Origin of the sequence: Rosenbergiella australiborealis (assembly GCF_018494035.1) — a bacterium.
Lineage (GTDB): Bacteria > Pseudomonadota > Gammaproteobacteria > Enterobacterales > Enterobacteriaceae > Rosenbergiella > Rosenbergiella australiborealis.
In genome coordinates, this window is the sequence record NZ_JABBFO010000002.1 from 140,678 (window position 1) to 155,455 (window position 14,778).

Below are 14,778 nucleotides of genomic sequence, written 5' to 3' on the forward strand. Positions count from 1 at the left end.
AGGTTAAATATAAAAATCACCCCTCTCTATTATTTACATACAAATACATTAAATGCATTTAATTTATAAATATAATTAATATTAGTAACCTAAGGATATCATCCTCAAAATGAGGCTACATAAGCCTGTTTGTTACGTAAAATGATTACTTTTGTTTTTAAATGTTTTTATTTTATTTTACTCTTATACCTATATATTAAATACATCATTAAGTGATTGAATATAATGAATAAAAGATATTTTTTCACTCTAAAAAAGTGCGTTCGTTATAAGGAAAACATTGTTCACGTATCGTGGTTTTTAAGCGATCAACCGTCGTGTTTTGGGAGACCGATATCGGGGTAATAATCCCTACCTTTTCTCCAGGATCAGTAAACTGTAAGGGAAGCGCTGACAAAACTTGATGTAGTAAATCTTCACGTACCGCGCCAGAAGGAACAAACCAAACATAGTGATAATTTAGCGCTAATTGGCGTGCTAGAGAAGTCGAGGAGGTTTCCAGGCGAGTTTCGGGGAGTTGACAGTGCTGGCTTTCTAAGATGCGCTGTGCAATTCGCCAAGGTGCCGTGCCTTCGGGTGAGATGACTACGGGCCAATTCATTGCTGCAGCTAAGCTCACATTACCTTTAAGAAGCGGGTGGGTAGGATTAACGACGAGTTTAATTTTTTCCTTAAAGAGGAGTTCATAATCCAGACCATCCATAAAGGACGCTTGTGCAAGACGGCCGATCCCTAAGTCATACTCTTGGGCGCGTAGCGCCGCCAATAGAACATTATTATGTAGGGTCGCGACCTGTAGTTGTATGCTAGGATTTCGTTGGTGAAATGCGTCAATGATCTTCGGTAAAATTCCCATCGCCACAGTAGTCAGTGCGGCTAGCCTAATGACTTGTACCGCGGTGACCTCTTTGGTGAGAAGACTGTCGCTTGCATGCTGTAGCGTATTAAGTATTTGGACTGCATGGGGGAGGAGTTGTTGGGCCTCATGAGTCAAGATGACGCCTTGTCCATGACGAATAACAATATCGTACCCACAGAGTTGTTTTAATTCACTGAGGGTTTTAGACAGCGCAGGCTGGCTTATCGAAAGGGACTTCGCGGCGGCACTGATCGACTTTTGTTGAGCGACGGCTGCGAGGGCATGAAAGTGCCTCAGACGAATTTTTTGAGTGAAGTGTTGATTATCCACCGATCACCTAATGTTAAATTATTGTTATGTTATTAGTGTTATGGCAGAAAAAAGCCCGCATGTAAATGCGGGCTGTTTGTGATAACTAGGGAGAGTCTATAGGTTAGAACGCAGTATCGGATAGCGTTTTAAACTCCATGCACACCAAAGTAAACTGACGAGTCCAAAGGCTGCGCCTGCATAACCGATAACAGAAAGCCCTAATACGTTACTAATTTGTCCACCTAACAATGCACCCGCACCGATACCAATATTATAAATACCGGACATTAATGACATCGCGACATCCGTCGCATCTGGGGCAAGAGAGAGTACTCTAATCTGTAGGGCGAGGTTAATCATCATCATTGCGATACCCCATACGATACAGAGCAAAATAGTCTCCGTATTATGTCCGGCGCTGAGATACAGCAACGCCATGCAAAGCGTGATGAGAAAGATCGAGCCAAGCAGGAGACCGGAAGGAAACTTTTTACCCAATGCACTGAATAGTGTGCTGCCGAAAATGCCAGCACCGCCGAACAATAATAATAGTAGCGTGGTAAAGTTCGCGCTTTGTAAAGCAACCGCCTGAATGAAAGGCTCGATATAGCTGTAAGCCGTGTAGTGTGCAGTCACAACGATAGTGACCAGTAAGTATAAGCACACAAGAGGAGGGCGACGGAATAATTCTGGGACACTTTTCAGTGATCCCGTGTGCTCGCTAGGTAATTTGGGTAATAACCGTGCCAACATAATCATAAGGATAAATGCAGAGAGACCAATTAAACCGAAGGTAGTACGCCAGCCTAAGTATTGGCCAATGATTCTTCCAATCGGAACCCCTAACACCATTGCCAGCGCCGTACCCGTTGCCAACATACTCAAGGCCTGTGTACGCTTGCCCATTGGCGCAATGCGAATGACCAGAGAAGCATTGATTGACCAGAATATTGCATGAGTGATGGCAATACCGACTCGAGAAGCAATTAAAGCGTTGAAATCCCAAGCAAATGCCGATAATACATGGCTCACCGTGAAGATGAGGAGTAGGACGACTAGGAGTAATCGGCGTTCAATGTTCCGTGTGACAAGCATCAGCGGTAGTGATAAAAGGGCAACACACCATGCATAAATGGTAATCATGATCCCCACATCAGCGGTTTTCATATGGTATGACGTTGCGATATCCGAGAGTAACCCGACAGGTACGAACTCCGTGGTATTAAAAATAAATGCTGAGATTGCCAGTAGGAGCACACGCAACCAAGCCACTTTTCGTGATACTGGGGGGATATCTTCTTGTTGAGAAGATGTTACTGAAGGTTCTACAATCATAGAAATCTTATATGCCTAAAATTAACGTGATTTTGATCACAGTATAGTGTCAGTGTCGTAGTTTCAATATATACAATGATAAGTATAATCCATAACTTGATAGGTGCCATCTTTGATAAGCCTTTCATCTGAAGATAGGCTCCATATAAAGAATAAAAATCAATCACTTTCCTCTTTAGTAACAGCTCCACTCCGCGTCAACAAGGGTATTTTCCTTTCACTGTCCTTATTCGGTATCCATTGTCCGATCTGTTAATACGCGTAAAGTTTGCGTTAACGCAACTCTCTCTTAAGAAGTATTAATTAAAATCCCCCATCTCTGGAGAGCAAAAGGGAAAGATAACATAGTGAACAAAGTCTTTATCACCGGTACAGATACCGCTGTGGGCAAAACCACAGTTTCACTCGCGTTGTTACAAATACTCAAGCAACATGGAATAAATTGTGCTGGCTATAAACCGGTGTCGCAAAATGCTCAACCGACGGCACAAGGATTGCAATGTACTGATGCGCAACTTCTTCAACAAGCCTCAACCTGTGAGTTAAGCTACGATAAAATTAATCCCTATCCTTTTACAGGGAGCGAAGTGAGCACAGGGGCAATTACCTCGGTCAATGAACAGTGCCTAACCGCCGGTATGTCATGGTTGGAAAGCCATGTTGATCGGCTAGTGATAGAGGGAACGGGGGGGTGGCATAGTCGTATTAATACTCAACATCCGCTATCCGAGTGGGTGGTCAAAGAGAATATTCCCGTTATCTTAGTGGTAGGGATTAAGCTTGGGTGTATTAATCATGCAATCTTAAGCGCGGAGTCTATCTTACAGCAAGGTGGAGAGTTGGTCGGCTGGGTAGCCAATCGGATTAATCCTGGGTTAGAAGAGTATCAACAGCTTATCACGCTACTTCAACAACATATTCCTGCGCCTAAACTTGGAGAAGTTCCCTATTTACCCCATATTCAACAAAAAGATCTGACCCCTTACTTTGATGTTCAGGCGCTATCGTTTCTGGCATAAAAAAAACAGGGCAGACGCCCTGTAGCGAGTCAAGCATCAGAAAATGTGACAACGTACTGTGTACGTACTATTCACCAGTACGTTTATAAACAATTTTTTGCTGATCATTTTCACAATGACCGACGACTAACCCACCTTGCTGATCGGCTTGGTCGTTGGGCACGACATCGAGGGTAAATGCTGTTTCGGCAACGCCATTTTTGATGATTTTCTGCTGAATATCCGCCTTTACCGAGTCACAAGATGCGTAGGATAGCATCGGAACCAGAGTCATTGCAGCGAGTAGTGTTAAGGCTGATTTTTTCATCCACTTTTCCTTTGATTAAGGTTGAATTGGTCTTCCCGTTTGGCGGTCAAGACAACGTAGTGTTTTCGGCTCCCAATAAGCATTAACATTCAAACTCTGTTGGCAGGCCTCTTTAACATCGATCGCACGATCGACACGGTTGAAGTCTTTTTCATTGCGAGCATTGATCTTAGAACGTAGGGAGCGAGTATCATCCCATTGCTCTTTATGCTCTCTCGCCAACTCATTACTATAGTTGCTCTGGCCATTATCAATAATAATCCGCTCGGTCTGCGCCCAAAGTGGCTGACTCATTGAGCATAAGCTACTGAGCATAATTACCGCGGGTAATACCTTAATTGATAACTTCATCATTATTTCTCCTTTGTGGGTATGGCCTTAACACTCACGCGCGTTTAAGACCTGGCATTCCTTTTTTTACTTCAAGCCTTATCAACCCGCAGTCCAGCATAAGATTGGCTGACGGGCATCATCTCTAAAGTATTAATATTAACATGCGCCGGGAGGGTCGCCACCCAATAAACAGCTTCGGTTACATCTTCGGGGGTTAGCGCTTGGGTACCTTGGTAGACATTTGCTGCTTTATCGTTGTCACCTTTAAAGCGAATGTTTGAAAATTCTGTTCCACCCACTAATCCCGGTTCGATATTGGTGACCCGAATAGCGGTACCGTGTAAATCAGTACGAAGATTGAGGCTAAATTGACGCACAAAGGCTTTTGTCGCGCCATAAACGTTTCCACCTTCATAAGGCCAGCTTCCTGCGGTTGAGCCAATATTGATAATATGCCCTTTATTACGTTTTACCATGACGGGGAGTACCGCACGGGAAATATACATAACCCCTTTGGTATTGGTATCGACCATTGTTTCCCAATCTTTGGGATCGGCTTCTTGGGCGTGACCTAATCCAAGGGCTAAACCAGCATTGTTAACGACAATGTCAATATCCTGCCAACTACTCGGTAATGCGCCAAGCTGCTGTTCAATGGCCGCATAATCTCTAACATCAAGTGTGATTGGATAGAAGGCTTCGCCTAACTCTTCTTTCAGAGCGTGAAGACGTTCTTCTCTTCGTCCTGTTCCAATGACTTTATGGCCGTGTTGAATGAAACGTTTAGTGATTGCTTCTCCAAATCCCGCAGTTGCACCAGTAACTAAAATGATCATCTTTACTCCTAGATTGAAGGCGTTATTTATTTAACATAGCATTCATTTTCAACGGCTGCTCTATTTTTGATTTAGCAGGAAGCACGATACACTCTGTTTAATGACTTTATTTTACATAAAGTTAACGCGATCGACTTGGCACAGGGTTTGCTAACTATTGATATGATTACTGACTAAAGGAACCGTTATGCGTTATGCAATTAGGGCGGCATTTTTCGATTTTCCAACACCTATAAAAGATGTGACACAAGCCAGTCAACATGCACGTTACATTGAAGATGGCGTATTATTTATTCATGACGGTAAAATCACGGCGCTGGTGGAATGGGAAAGTAGGGCCAGTATCCCTGATTGGCAAGGGTATACTTACTACGATCTGAGTGGGCAATTAATTATGCCTGGCTTTGTTGATACACATATCCATTTTCCACAAATTGGCATGGTCGGTTCATGGGGAGAGCAACTTCTCGAATGGTTAGAGGAGTACACGTTTCCGGCCGAAATGGCCTATCAGGATACCGAGTTTGCTAAAGAGATGGCTTCGCGATTCCTTGACCAATGTTTGGAAAATGGCACGACGACAGCACTTATTTTTGGCTCTGTGCATGAGGCTGCCACCGATGCCTTATTTAATGCAGCCGAACAGCGTGAAATGAGAATCATCGCCGGTAAGGTGATGATGGATCGTTTTGTGCCTGATAGCCTGTGTGAAGCGGTCTCCGAGAGTTATCAACAAACTAAAAACTTAATTGAGCGCTGGCATAACAAAGGGCGTCTGGGCTATGCATTAACGCCGCGTTTCGCCCCCACATCAACACCTGAGCTTCTCACTGCAGTGAGTACACTTAAGCAAGAGTATCCAGATGTGTGGTTGCAGACACACCTTAGTGAAAACCCACAAGAGATTGCCTGGGTGAAACAGCTTTTCCCAGAGCATCAAGATTATCTTTCAGTTTATCATCACTACGCATTAACTGGGCCACGAAGTGTTTTTGCTCATGCCCTACACTTAGAAGAGCAAGAGTGGGAATGTCTTGCACAAACTCACTCTGCCATCAGCTTTTGTCCAACGTCGAATCTATTTCTTGGAAGCGGATTGTTTAACTTACGTAAAGCTCACCAGCACCATGTCAAAATCGGTATGGGAACAGATATTGGGGCGGGTACCAGTTTCTCGATTTTGCGAACGTTATCTGAGGCCTATAAAGTACAGCAATTGCAGCAGTATTCACTGACGGTTGCCGAGGCGTTTTATCACGCGACACTGGGTGGGGCGGTGTCATTATCCCTCGACAGTCAAATCGGTAATTTTGAAGTGGGGAAAGAGGCGGACTTTATTGTTATTGATTTTGCTGTCACCCCTTTGCAAAAACTTAGACAGGCACGGAGTCGCGATATTTGGGAACGTCTATTCGTGTTGATGATACTGGGTGATGAGCGCAACATTCGACAAACGTGGGTTAATGGGCGCTGTGCTTTCCAGCGCCATGTGGAAGAAGAATAAACGTCACGGGTTAGCCTAAAGGCCCACCTTCAATGGTTTCACACATACCGGCTAAAATACGTTCGCCGGTTTCTGAACGGAGTTCTTGATACCAAGCATCCGTCAATTGGGGGTCTTTAGCATGAGTAACATCGCAACGTTTACGCGCTTTCAACACAAGATCGCGAGTCCGAACTGTGCGACGTTGTTGGTAGCGCTGCAGGCTATCTTCGATACCAAGAGAATGGGTGTGTAGAATATCAGCAAGCACCACAGCATCTTCAATCGCCGCACAACCGCCTTGTCCGATATCGGGGGTGGTACTGTGCGCGGCATCGCCTAATAGTGCAACACGACCTTTAACAAAGGTATCAAAGGGTTCGATGTCGTGGATTTCTACGCGATTAGTCGTATCGGGGTCAAGGGCATCAATAAGGTGATGCACGGCTGGACACCAACCGGAAAAATATTTTTTAAGATCCTGTTTTAGAGTCAAACGATCTTCAGCAAGACCTAAAGGCAGGGGAACATCAAAGAAAAAGTAAAAGCGATTTTCACTGACGGGCATTAACGATACACGCTTGCCTTCGCCCACATAGGTTGTCCATTGAGCGGCTGGGGCGATGGCTTCGTCTACAGTCACCAAGCCATTCCAATTTACATAGCCGGCATAACGTCGTGGAGGACTTTGTTCCAAAACGTAAGGGCGAGCTACCGAGTGCGTGCCATCTGCAGCAATCAGAAAATCACCTTTAGCTTGAGCACCGTCCTCAAAGGTGACAGTGACACCATGCTGATCTTGTTCAATATTAACTAAACGTTTACCGAAATGAATGCGGGATTTACCGTAGTGATTAATCAGCATATCTTGCAGTTCAGCCCTAACAACTGGGTACGGTCTTTCACCTACGCGCTGAACCAGTGGTTTCATACTAAATTCAGTCAACGGCGTTCCGTGTTGATAATCATAATAAGCCATCGATTGCATATCACCGCCGATCGCTCTAATTTTATCACCCATCCCTAGAGCATTGAGGCATTTCACACCATTGGGCCAGATCGAAATGGCAGCACCAACCGGTTTCATCTCTTTTACCGCTTCAAACACCTCAGTTGAAATACCTTTATTCTCTAGTGAAATTGCACTCGACATTCCACCAATGCCTGCGCCAATAATTATAGCTTTCATAGTAAACCCCGTTGCTAACGAATCCGTCAGCTTTGCAACTTTTGTACCAATTACTAAAAGCGCGTTTTTTTGGTTTCATTCACGGCAACGGTTACACTATGCCCCTTATTCTAGGATCTTTCTTGCACCAATATGGAACATTGCACTATCGTAGTGATGCATAACCAGGAGAAATTATCGATGAAGAAGTTTATAGTTGCCGCACTTTGTATAAGCGGGTGGAGTCTGTCGTTTGGCGCGTTCTGTGCGACAACGAATAATCAACACCCCCTAAATGCTTACCCTGAATCTCTTCCAGGGTTACAACGTCACGTCATTCAACTCCCCGCGGTAGGGCGAGAAGATGATCAACAGGTAGAATTGATTATTGGCAAAATTGAAGAGGTAGATTGTAATTCAACATCACTGCTAGGCTCACTGTCCGTAAAACCTTTGAGTGGTTGGGGATATGATTATTATCAAGTCGCCATCAAACCCGGACTCGTTTCGACAAAGATGGCTTGCCTCGAGCAAGCAAAGCAGAAAAAGTTTATCACTTTGCCACTGACAACTGCACAGCGGTTTGTTCGGTACAACAGCAAGCTTCCCATTGTGATCTATGCCCCTCACAACATTGAGGTGAAATATCGGGTTTGGCAAGCGAGCGCGACACTGCATACCGCAGATAAAAAATAGCGAAACATAAAGAGCGCTGCTGCGCGCTCTTTTACGATTTCTGTATAGGAAATAACATATTCCAATGTGACAGTGTCACGTAAGTAAGGCGATCCCGCACCGAATTTTTGTAGTGGATAAGGGCATCATCTGCACCGGTTATCGCAGTTCTATTTAAAAAATACGCCGCGTAAGGCCCAGGAATTTATCCGCGGTTATTGTTATGTGACTAACTTCTTCACAGTAAATAGTTGAGAAAAAATCAACGTATTAAGCATTAATGGTAACGTCGATAACTTTAGACATTAAGGTAAAAGTGTTAACATTGTCACACTTTTATGTACCGAACATTATCGGTAAATTTTATTACGCTTAAGGAGTTAACCATGACACATAAAGTCGCACTCGTTACTGGTGGAAGCCGTGGAATTGGCGCTGCTATTGCCCGTCAATTGGCTGAACAAGGTTTTGATATTGCCATTTCCTATGCGCGTAATAAGGTCAAAGCGGATGAAATTGCTGAGTACATTACCGGATTAGGCCGTAAGGCAGTATTAATTCAAGCTGATGGTTCAACGGTGGCAGGTAATCAATTAGTGATTAAAGAAACTGTTAAACAATTAGGCCGATTGGACGTACTAGTCTGTAATGCTGGTATGGGAAAACATAAAACAATTACCGAAGCAACAAGCGATGATATTGAAGAGGTTCTTAACCTCAATTTGCGCGGTATGATGGTCGAAACGAGCGAAGCGGCAAAAGTGATGTCAGAAGGTGGCCGTATCGTATTAATGGGCTCCGCTTTTGCCGGACGTGTTCCTTTTGAAGGCTTGTCGATTTATTCAGCAACTAAAGCCGGCTTACGTGGATTTGCACAAGGCGTAGCACGCGATCTAGGTAAAAAAGGGATCACTATTAATGTAGTAGAACCAGGTCCAATTGATACTGACCTTAATCCCGGTGATACCGAAGAAGCTAAGTACTTAAGTGGCTTCGTGGCCACTGGCGCTTATGGTCAAGTGCAAGATGTGGCGAATACAGTCTCTTTCTTAGTGAGTGAGAATGCGGGTTATATCACAGGTATTGCAATGCCTGTTGATGGTGGACTCCTTGCCTAATTAAATACCGCGGCTTTAGAGAGCACCTCCTATAAAGGGATGTGCTCTTTTTTATCTGTCATCTCAAATGACTTAAAGCATCTATTATGTTTTTTTAGGGATAGTAGTTTAGTTTTCACTCGTAATGAGTGATGAAATAAACGTTATATAGCGGATAATAAAGAAGAGAAATAACGCTTTATATATAATGACAGGGCAACCCCCTCAGCAGAGGGGGGAATAAAAATTGCCTGATGGATTATTTTTCGACTTGGCTAATTAGCTCGTCTAATTGTGTAATATCAATATCGAGTGATTTAAATTTTTCGCTGGTCGCGTTATGGATCTCGATAGTTTCTTTTTCTTGATAGTCGACAGTGGCTTCCGCAGCACTGAATGAAAGAACATGACCACTGTGCTGCTCATCATCACTTAAAAAATGAAAATGAAAACCAGGAACCGATATTCGACCAAATAACTCAGGCGTCCAGAAACCAATTAATTGGCCAGAGACTGAGGAAAGTTTATCAACGTGTTGGACTTCGGACATTTCTTTAGCGGTACGGCTATGTTTCTCATCACGTTGCGGACGACGAATCACGACCTCATCAAAACAGCTTTTGACATTCACGGCTAAGAAAATATTAGCGATTGGTAATTGCTCTGATAATAATTTATCGATATTGTTATCGGTAACATTCTTAGCAGAAAATGAATGTTCAGCGACAAACTCAGTGACCTGTAAAAAGGGGAGATGTTTATCGGTAAAATGATGAAGCGGTTCACCGGCAGTCGCTTCCCAAAATTGCCCTTGACTGACGGTCAATTCACCACTTATCCCGCAAGAGCAGCCAAGCCCAAATAATTGCTTATTATGGGGTGTACCGGTGGCAAAATCACCCGATAAATGACCGGACATGAGGGCACCAATAGTTGAGTATTGTGTTATTTTGCTCATTATATTTCCTGTTAATAACGAATTAAGCCACCATCAACATTGAGGGTGACGCCGTTGATATAACTATTTTTTTCGCTCACTAAGAGTAGTATTGCTTCAGCAATATCGCTAGGTTTCCCCGGGCGTTTAGCCGGAATGGCATTAACCGCATATTCGACTTGAGCCTCACTCATGGCTTCTGTTAGCGGTGTTTCTACATAACCTGGGCAAAGTGTATTACACGTTATTCCTTGCGAGCCATATTCTCGCGCAATACCCTTTGATAAAGAAATAACCGCACCTTTACTTGATGCGTAACAGGTATTACCAAGAAATCCGCCACCCGTTTGTGCTGCCACAGAAGCAATATTAACAATACGCCCATGTTGTTGTTGCTGCATAATAGGAAGAACAGCGCGACAGAGTAAGAAGGGGCCTTCAACGTTAATTTTGAAAACACGTTGCCACGTTTTTTGAGAGAGGCTAGTCAATTCTCCTTGGCAAACTATTCCAGCATTATTAATAACGACGTCAATACGACCATATTGTGCAACGGTTTTTATGACCAGTTCTTCCACAGATTTTTCGTCTGAGACATCGCATTGCTGATACATCACCGAAGTAGGTTGTGTGATTTTTGCGTGCTCTGCAGGAGGCTGTAAATCAGCAATCACTACAACATAATGAGCGGCAAGTAAGGTTTCAACAATAGCTAGACCAATACCTTGTGAACCACCTGTGACAATAGCGATGGGGCGTTGTTGAGACATGCTTTCTCTCCTAATGAAACATAAATATAGTTTAGGCTTTACAGTCGCGGTGTCCATTACACTTTTTTAAAGGGATGTTAAGTAAAACTTAATAGGATAGTTTATGCTGTAGAGGAGTTATCCTTAACAGACAATCGATTGAAGAACAAAAAATATGAAAAACGATCCCGTGGTATTAAGTTGTCTCCCAGCATTCGTCGCGGTGGCCGATGCACAATCCTTTTCAGGTGCCGCTAAAGAGCTTCACCTTAGTGTTAGTGCGGTCAGTCAGGCAATCAAGAAGTTAGAATTACGGCTAGGCGTTAAGCTATTCTTAAGAGAGACGCAAGGAGTTAGCCTGACTAAACCCGGGCAGCTATTCGTTGATTACGCACACAAGAGTTTACATACTCTGAATAGAGGCATTGAACAGTTAAAAGAAAAGGGGAGTAAAATCCGAATTTTTACTCCACCGGGCATTTCTTCTTTATTGCTCAATCAACAACTACTGGAAGAGTTAAGCTATCATTTCGATAATATTGAGATGGTTTCCGATGAAAAACCCTTTGAAGGAGAGCTGAGTGATTGGGATATTGTCGTTTATTTTCACTCGCTTGAACATTCACAACCTGGCACACACTATTTGGGCGACGATTTATATTATCCTTTTAGTCTCCCGGATATTGCCGACCGTATAACAACCATTGAAGATTTGTCACAGTATACGCTGCTTTATAATCAACATGGTCTGGCGCATTGGGATGAGTTTTTCACGATTAATCAGATTTCGATACCCAATCATCGAAAAATGTATTATAGCCGGGCATCGCAACTTTTTTCAGCAGTGGAAAGTGGAAAAGGTATTGCTTTTGAATCTTCCCGTATTATTTCCAGTAAATTAGCCAAAGGACACTTCAAACTTTGTCAACTAACCGGGTTTCTGCCGGTGATGAAGAAATCGATGTGGTTATATATCAATCCTGAGACACCGATTTACCAGTTCAAAAAAGAGATTAAAGAAGAGTTACTGGCGGGGTTGAGCTTTTAGTTTTTATCTACCGGAGTTGGCCCAAACTTATCTTTAGCTGAGGGCTGTAACGTCAAATTATTCGTACTTTAACCAGCAACATAATCAGACTAAGTCTGCAGGATATTTCAACTATTTTGCGTACCGTCATCTCGGTGCGCATAATGTATATTATGTTAAATTGATAATCAGGTTACTGTAATCTCTACAATGTACAATCTTCTGGCTTATCTCTCACACCGCAATCGGCCTCAAGCCAAATACGCTTAGCCTAAATGACTTACCTCAATGTGCTAGGTCTACCCTACTCAATCGGTACACCCACTTTGCTACATAACGTTATCGGGTGACTCCAACTGCTTGTACTTAGACGATGTTTTCCCGGCAGGATGATTATTGCTCTGATGATAGTTCTGAGTCGATACTGACAACTGAACAAATTTTATTAGCCACTGTCAGTATCGCAATATGGTGGTCGATAACCCAAACCACGTTTATAAAAATAATGCTGACGTTATGCGTCACTTCCACTTGTTGACGTTGCAGAAATTCGCTTTATTAAGCGCGATAATTTCTCAGTGAATTCATTGTGATTAATCTCACTGACTTGTCTACCCACCACCACAATTTCTGCAATATTTTCCATCGGTGGCCAACGCGTTTTAAAATCTGTGTAGACCGCCAATACAGGCGTGCGATAAGCGCTGGCCATATGTACGATTGACGTATCTGGGGAAATCGTTAGGTACGCATCCTTGATCACCGCCGCCGTACGTAAAATTGAAGGGTCTAGGCTTAACCGATAAACATTTTCGCTTTCTGCCACCAGCTGACACATCTGATCCATTTTTTTTGGACTATGCACAATGACTATCGGTAATGCTGTCACCTGCTGAATCAGTGTGATTAATTGTCTAGCGCTCTCGAGCGAAAAGGTTCTGTTCGCGATGCTACCTTCTAAATTAAGTGCAATATAAGCGCCTAACCCCTGTAACTGCTCACCAACTTCCTGCAGGGTATTAGTAGCTAAAGGCAATTCAAAACAAGCATTTACCACTGGGAAGCCAGCATCTCGCATCAAAATTGACCAGGTCATCGGCACTGGCGCACGAAACTTTTGGTCCATCCGTGACGCCACACGACATACCGGCGAAAAACAGTTTAGCGTTAAGCCGACGGCTTGCAGATTGGCCTTTGCCCGTAATGTTTTGACAAACAGGAGCGTTTTAATGTTTTTCTTACGCATAGCCTCAATACAGAGATCGGGAACACCGTGTTCCTGACGGATCTTATGAGCCAGTGAGGTGATTTCTTGATAAGTAGCGATATCCTGAAATTGGCTAGTAATAACGGTCAGTCGCGTGTTCTCTAGCACTAATGCTTGAAAAACTGGGCTATTAATCGTTGAAGCAACAATAATTAAATGGCCAATTTGCTGCTTTTCCAGTGAGCGGATCAGCGGAAAAGTTGCCATAGCATCACCAATTTGATCCGGAATATGCAGTACCACGAGATTGACGTTCTGCGCGTCTAAAGGCTGAGTCTTATAATCAAATATTCGTAATGCTAAACTTATGAGTCTGGACATTTATTATATTACCGCGCTATATCAATTATATTTTTAGTGTAATAAGTATATAGCTGACCGTGATAACAATAAAATGTTCAATTATTAAGAAACTACCTTTCTGGTAAGTGTTTACTCAGTGTTTGGCTTTCAAGGTGAAAAACCCGATTGAATCAGTCACCCTTCCCTCCCCTTAATCAGGTAAAAGCCCCTGTAAAATTATTCTCTGCAAATTATCAAAAGTTTGTTGGAAGAAATGGGGATCATTAAGTGTACAGCCACTGATCGCGGCAATCTGTACGCCAAAATCGGCATAATGCTGAGTGGTTGCCCAGAGGATAAATAATAGATGCATCGGCTCTATGGGTGCGAGTTGTCCGGCGGCTATCCAATCACGGATAATAGCTGATTTATCATCCACTAACTGTTTTAAACTACTACTCAATGTTTGGTTTAATAATGGTGCGCCTTGCAACATCTCAAGACAGAAAAGTTTTGAGGCTTGTGGGTAGTCTCTCGACACGGTCAGCTTAAGATAAATATATTGTTCTATGGCTACCTTGGCGTGTTGATCCGCTTCAAAAGCCTTGAGAGGTGCGAGCCACAGATCAAGAATATCTTCGAGTACCGCAATATACAGTGCCTCTTTAGACGGAAAGTAATACAGAAGATTAGTTTTGGAAATATCAGCCAATTCGGCAACACGATCTAATGATGTTCCATGCAAACCAAATTGTGAAAATATCTCTAATGCTGCACTCATAATAGTACGGCGCTTTTTGGTCGCCGCTCTTGTGCGCCGAGTCGTCGTGTTAGCGTTACTCACCCTATTCTCCTCTCTGCTGTTCTAAACATTATGACAAACAACCGCTTAAACGACTAGTGCACTGCTAATGACCAGCACTGCTCACTGATTGAGCAATATTATCGAACCAATTGGTCAAAAATGGACTGTTTGCTCAAATATATCCATTAATAAACTTTAAGTCATTGATCAATAGTTGTTAGTAAAGTTGGCATTCAGCTTGCAACCGTCTAAATGGTTTTAGCGATTGAGCTTCAATCATCGCTATC

Annotated in this window: 15 protein-coding genes; 5 read left to right on the forward strand and 10 right to left on the reverse strand. The window is 43.1% G+C overall.

Annotation, left to right across the window (positions count from 1 at the left end; genetic code table 11):
- Positions 1 to 244 precede the first annotated feature (244 nt).
- Both HGT73_RS03255 and HGT73_RS03260 read right to left on the reverse strand, forming a co-directional pair.
- A complete protein-coding gene (locus HGT73_RS03255; RefSeq protein WP_214212235.1) occupies positions 245 to 1,189 on the reverse strand; it encodes a LysR substrate-binding domain-containing protein in 945 nt (314 codons plus the stop codon).
- A gap of 96 nt (positions 1,190 to 1,285) precedes the next feature.
- Complete coding sequence (locus HGT73_RS03260; RefSeq protein WP_214212236.1) at positions 1,286 to 2,506, reverse strand: sugar transporter; 1,221 nt, start codon at positions 2,504 to 2,506, stop codon at positions 1,286 to 1,288.
- 344 nt (positions 2,507 to 2,850) lie between these two features.
- Here HGT73_RS03260 and bioD point away from each other — a divergent pair, with 344 nt between their 5' ends.
- Entirely contained in the window at positions 2,851 to 3,525 is a 675-nt protein-coding gene (bioD, locus tag HGT73_RS03265; protein WP_338111576.1) for a dethiobiotin synthase, read from the forward strand.
- A gap of 67 nt (positions 3,526 to 3,592) precedes the next feature.
- Here the strand turns inward: bioD and HGT73_RS03270 are convergent, their stop codons facing one another.
- The 3 genes from HGT73_RS03270 to ydfG form a co-directional block, all read right to left on the reverse strand.
- Positions 3,593 to 3,832: a DUF1161 domain-containing protein gene (locus tag HGT73_RS03270; protein ID WP_214212237.1), complete on the reverse strand. Its 240-nt coding sequence runs from the start codon at positions 3,830 to 3,832 to the stop codon at positions 3,593 to 3,595.
- A gap of 15 nt (positions 3,833 to 3,847) precedes the next feature.
- A complete protein-coding gene (locus tag HGT73_RS03275; RefSeq protein WP_214212498.1) occupies positions 3,848 to 4,183 on the reverse strand; it encodes a DUF1283 family protein in 336 nt (111 codons plus the stop codon).
- Positions 4,184 to 4,254: 71 nt separating this feature from the next.
- The gene (gene ydfG / locus HGT73_RS03280; protein ID WP_214212238.1) at positions 4,255 to 5,001 is read right to left on the reverse strand and encodes a bifunctional NADP-dependent 3-hydroxy acid dehydrogenase/3-hydroxypropionate dehydrogenase YdfG; all 747 of its coding nucleotides are present in this window, start codon (positions 4,999 to 5,001) and stop codon (positions 4,255 to 4,257) included.
- A gap of 187 nt (positions 5,002 to 5,188) precedes the next feature.
- Between ydfG and guaD the strand changes: the two genes are divergently transcribed.
- Entirely contained in the window at positions 5,189 to 6,505 is a 1,317-nt protein-coding gene (gene guaD, locus HGT73_RS03285; protein WP_214212239.1) for a guanine deaminase, read from the forward strand.
- A gap of 10 nt (positions 6,506 to 6,515) precedes the next feature.
- On the opposite strand, the gene hpxO is transcribed toward guaD, so the two are convergent.
- Positions 6,516 to 7,673, reverse strand: coding sequence for an FAD-dependent urate hydroxylase HpxO (gene hpxO, locus HGT73_RS03290; RefSeq protein WP_214212240.1), 1,158 nt, complete (start codon positions 7,671 to 7,673; stop codon positions 6,516 to 6,518).
- A 180-nt stretch (positions 7,674 to 7,853) separates the two neighbouring features.
- Here hpxO and eco point away from each other — a divergent pair, with 180 nt between their 5' ends.
- Positions 7,854 to 8,348, forward strand: a complete 495-nt coding sequence (gene eco, locus HGT73_RS03295) for a serine protease inhibitor ecotin (protein WP_214212241.1) — start codon at positions 7,854 to 7,856, stop codon at positions 8,346 to 8,348.
- 365 nt (positions 8,349 to 8,713) lie between these two features.
- Positions 8,714 to 9,445, forward strand: coding sequence for an SDR family oxidoreductase (locus HGT73_RS03300; RefSeq protein ID WP_214212242.1), 732 nt, complete (start codon positions 8,714 to 8,716; stop codon positions 9,443 to 9,445).
- Between the two features lie 238 nt (positions 9,446 to 9,683).
- Here the strand turns inward: HGT73_RS03300 and HGT73_RS03305 are convergent, their stop codons facing one another.
- Both HGT73_RS03305 and HGT73_RS03310 read right to left on the reverse strand, forming a co-directional pair.
- Entirely contained in the window at positions 9,684 to 10,382 is a 699-nt protein-coding gene (locus tag HGT73_RS03305; RefSeq protein WP_214212243.1) for an acetolactate decarboxylase, read from the reverse strand.
- Positions 10,383 to 10,393: 11 nt separating this feature from the next.
- Positions 10,394 to 11,131 (reverse strand): SDR family NAD(P)-dependent oxidoreductase, encoded by a 738-nt coding sequence (locus HGT73_RS03310; protein ID WP_214212244.1) that lies wholly within the window; start codon positions 11,129 to 11,131, stop codon positions 10,394 to 10,396.
- A gap of 154 nt (positions 11,132 to 11,285) precedes the next feature.
- Here HGT73_RS03310 and HGT73_RS03315 point away from each other — a divergent pair, with 154 nt between their 5' ends.
- The gene (locus tag HGT73_RS03315; RefSeq protein WP_214212245.1) at positions 11,286 to 12,158 is read left to right on the forward strand and encodes a LysR family transcriptional regulator; all 873 of its coding nucleotides are present in this window, start codon (positions 11,286 to 11,288) and stop codon (positions 12,156 to 12,158) included.
- Between the two features lie 493 nt (positions 12,159 to 12,651).
- Here the strand turns inward: HGT73_RS03315 and HGT73_RS03320 are convergent, their stop codons facing one another.
- Positions 12,652 to 13,725, reverse strand: coding sequence for a glycosyltransferase family 9 protein (locus HGT73_RS03320; protein ID WP_214212246.1), 1,074 nt, complete (start codon positions 13,723 to 13,725; stop codon positions 12,652 to 12,654).
- Between the two features lie 172 nt (positions 13,726 to 13,897).
- Positions 13,898 to 14,530 carry an HTH-type transcriptional regulator RutR gene (rutR, locus tag HGT73_RS03325; protein WP_214212247.1) on the reverse strand — a complete coding sequence of 211 codons (633 nt, stop codon included), beginning with the start codon at positions 14,528 to 14,530 and terminating at the stop codon, positions 13,898 to 13,900.
- Positions 14,531 to 14,778 lie beyond the last annotated feature (248 nt).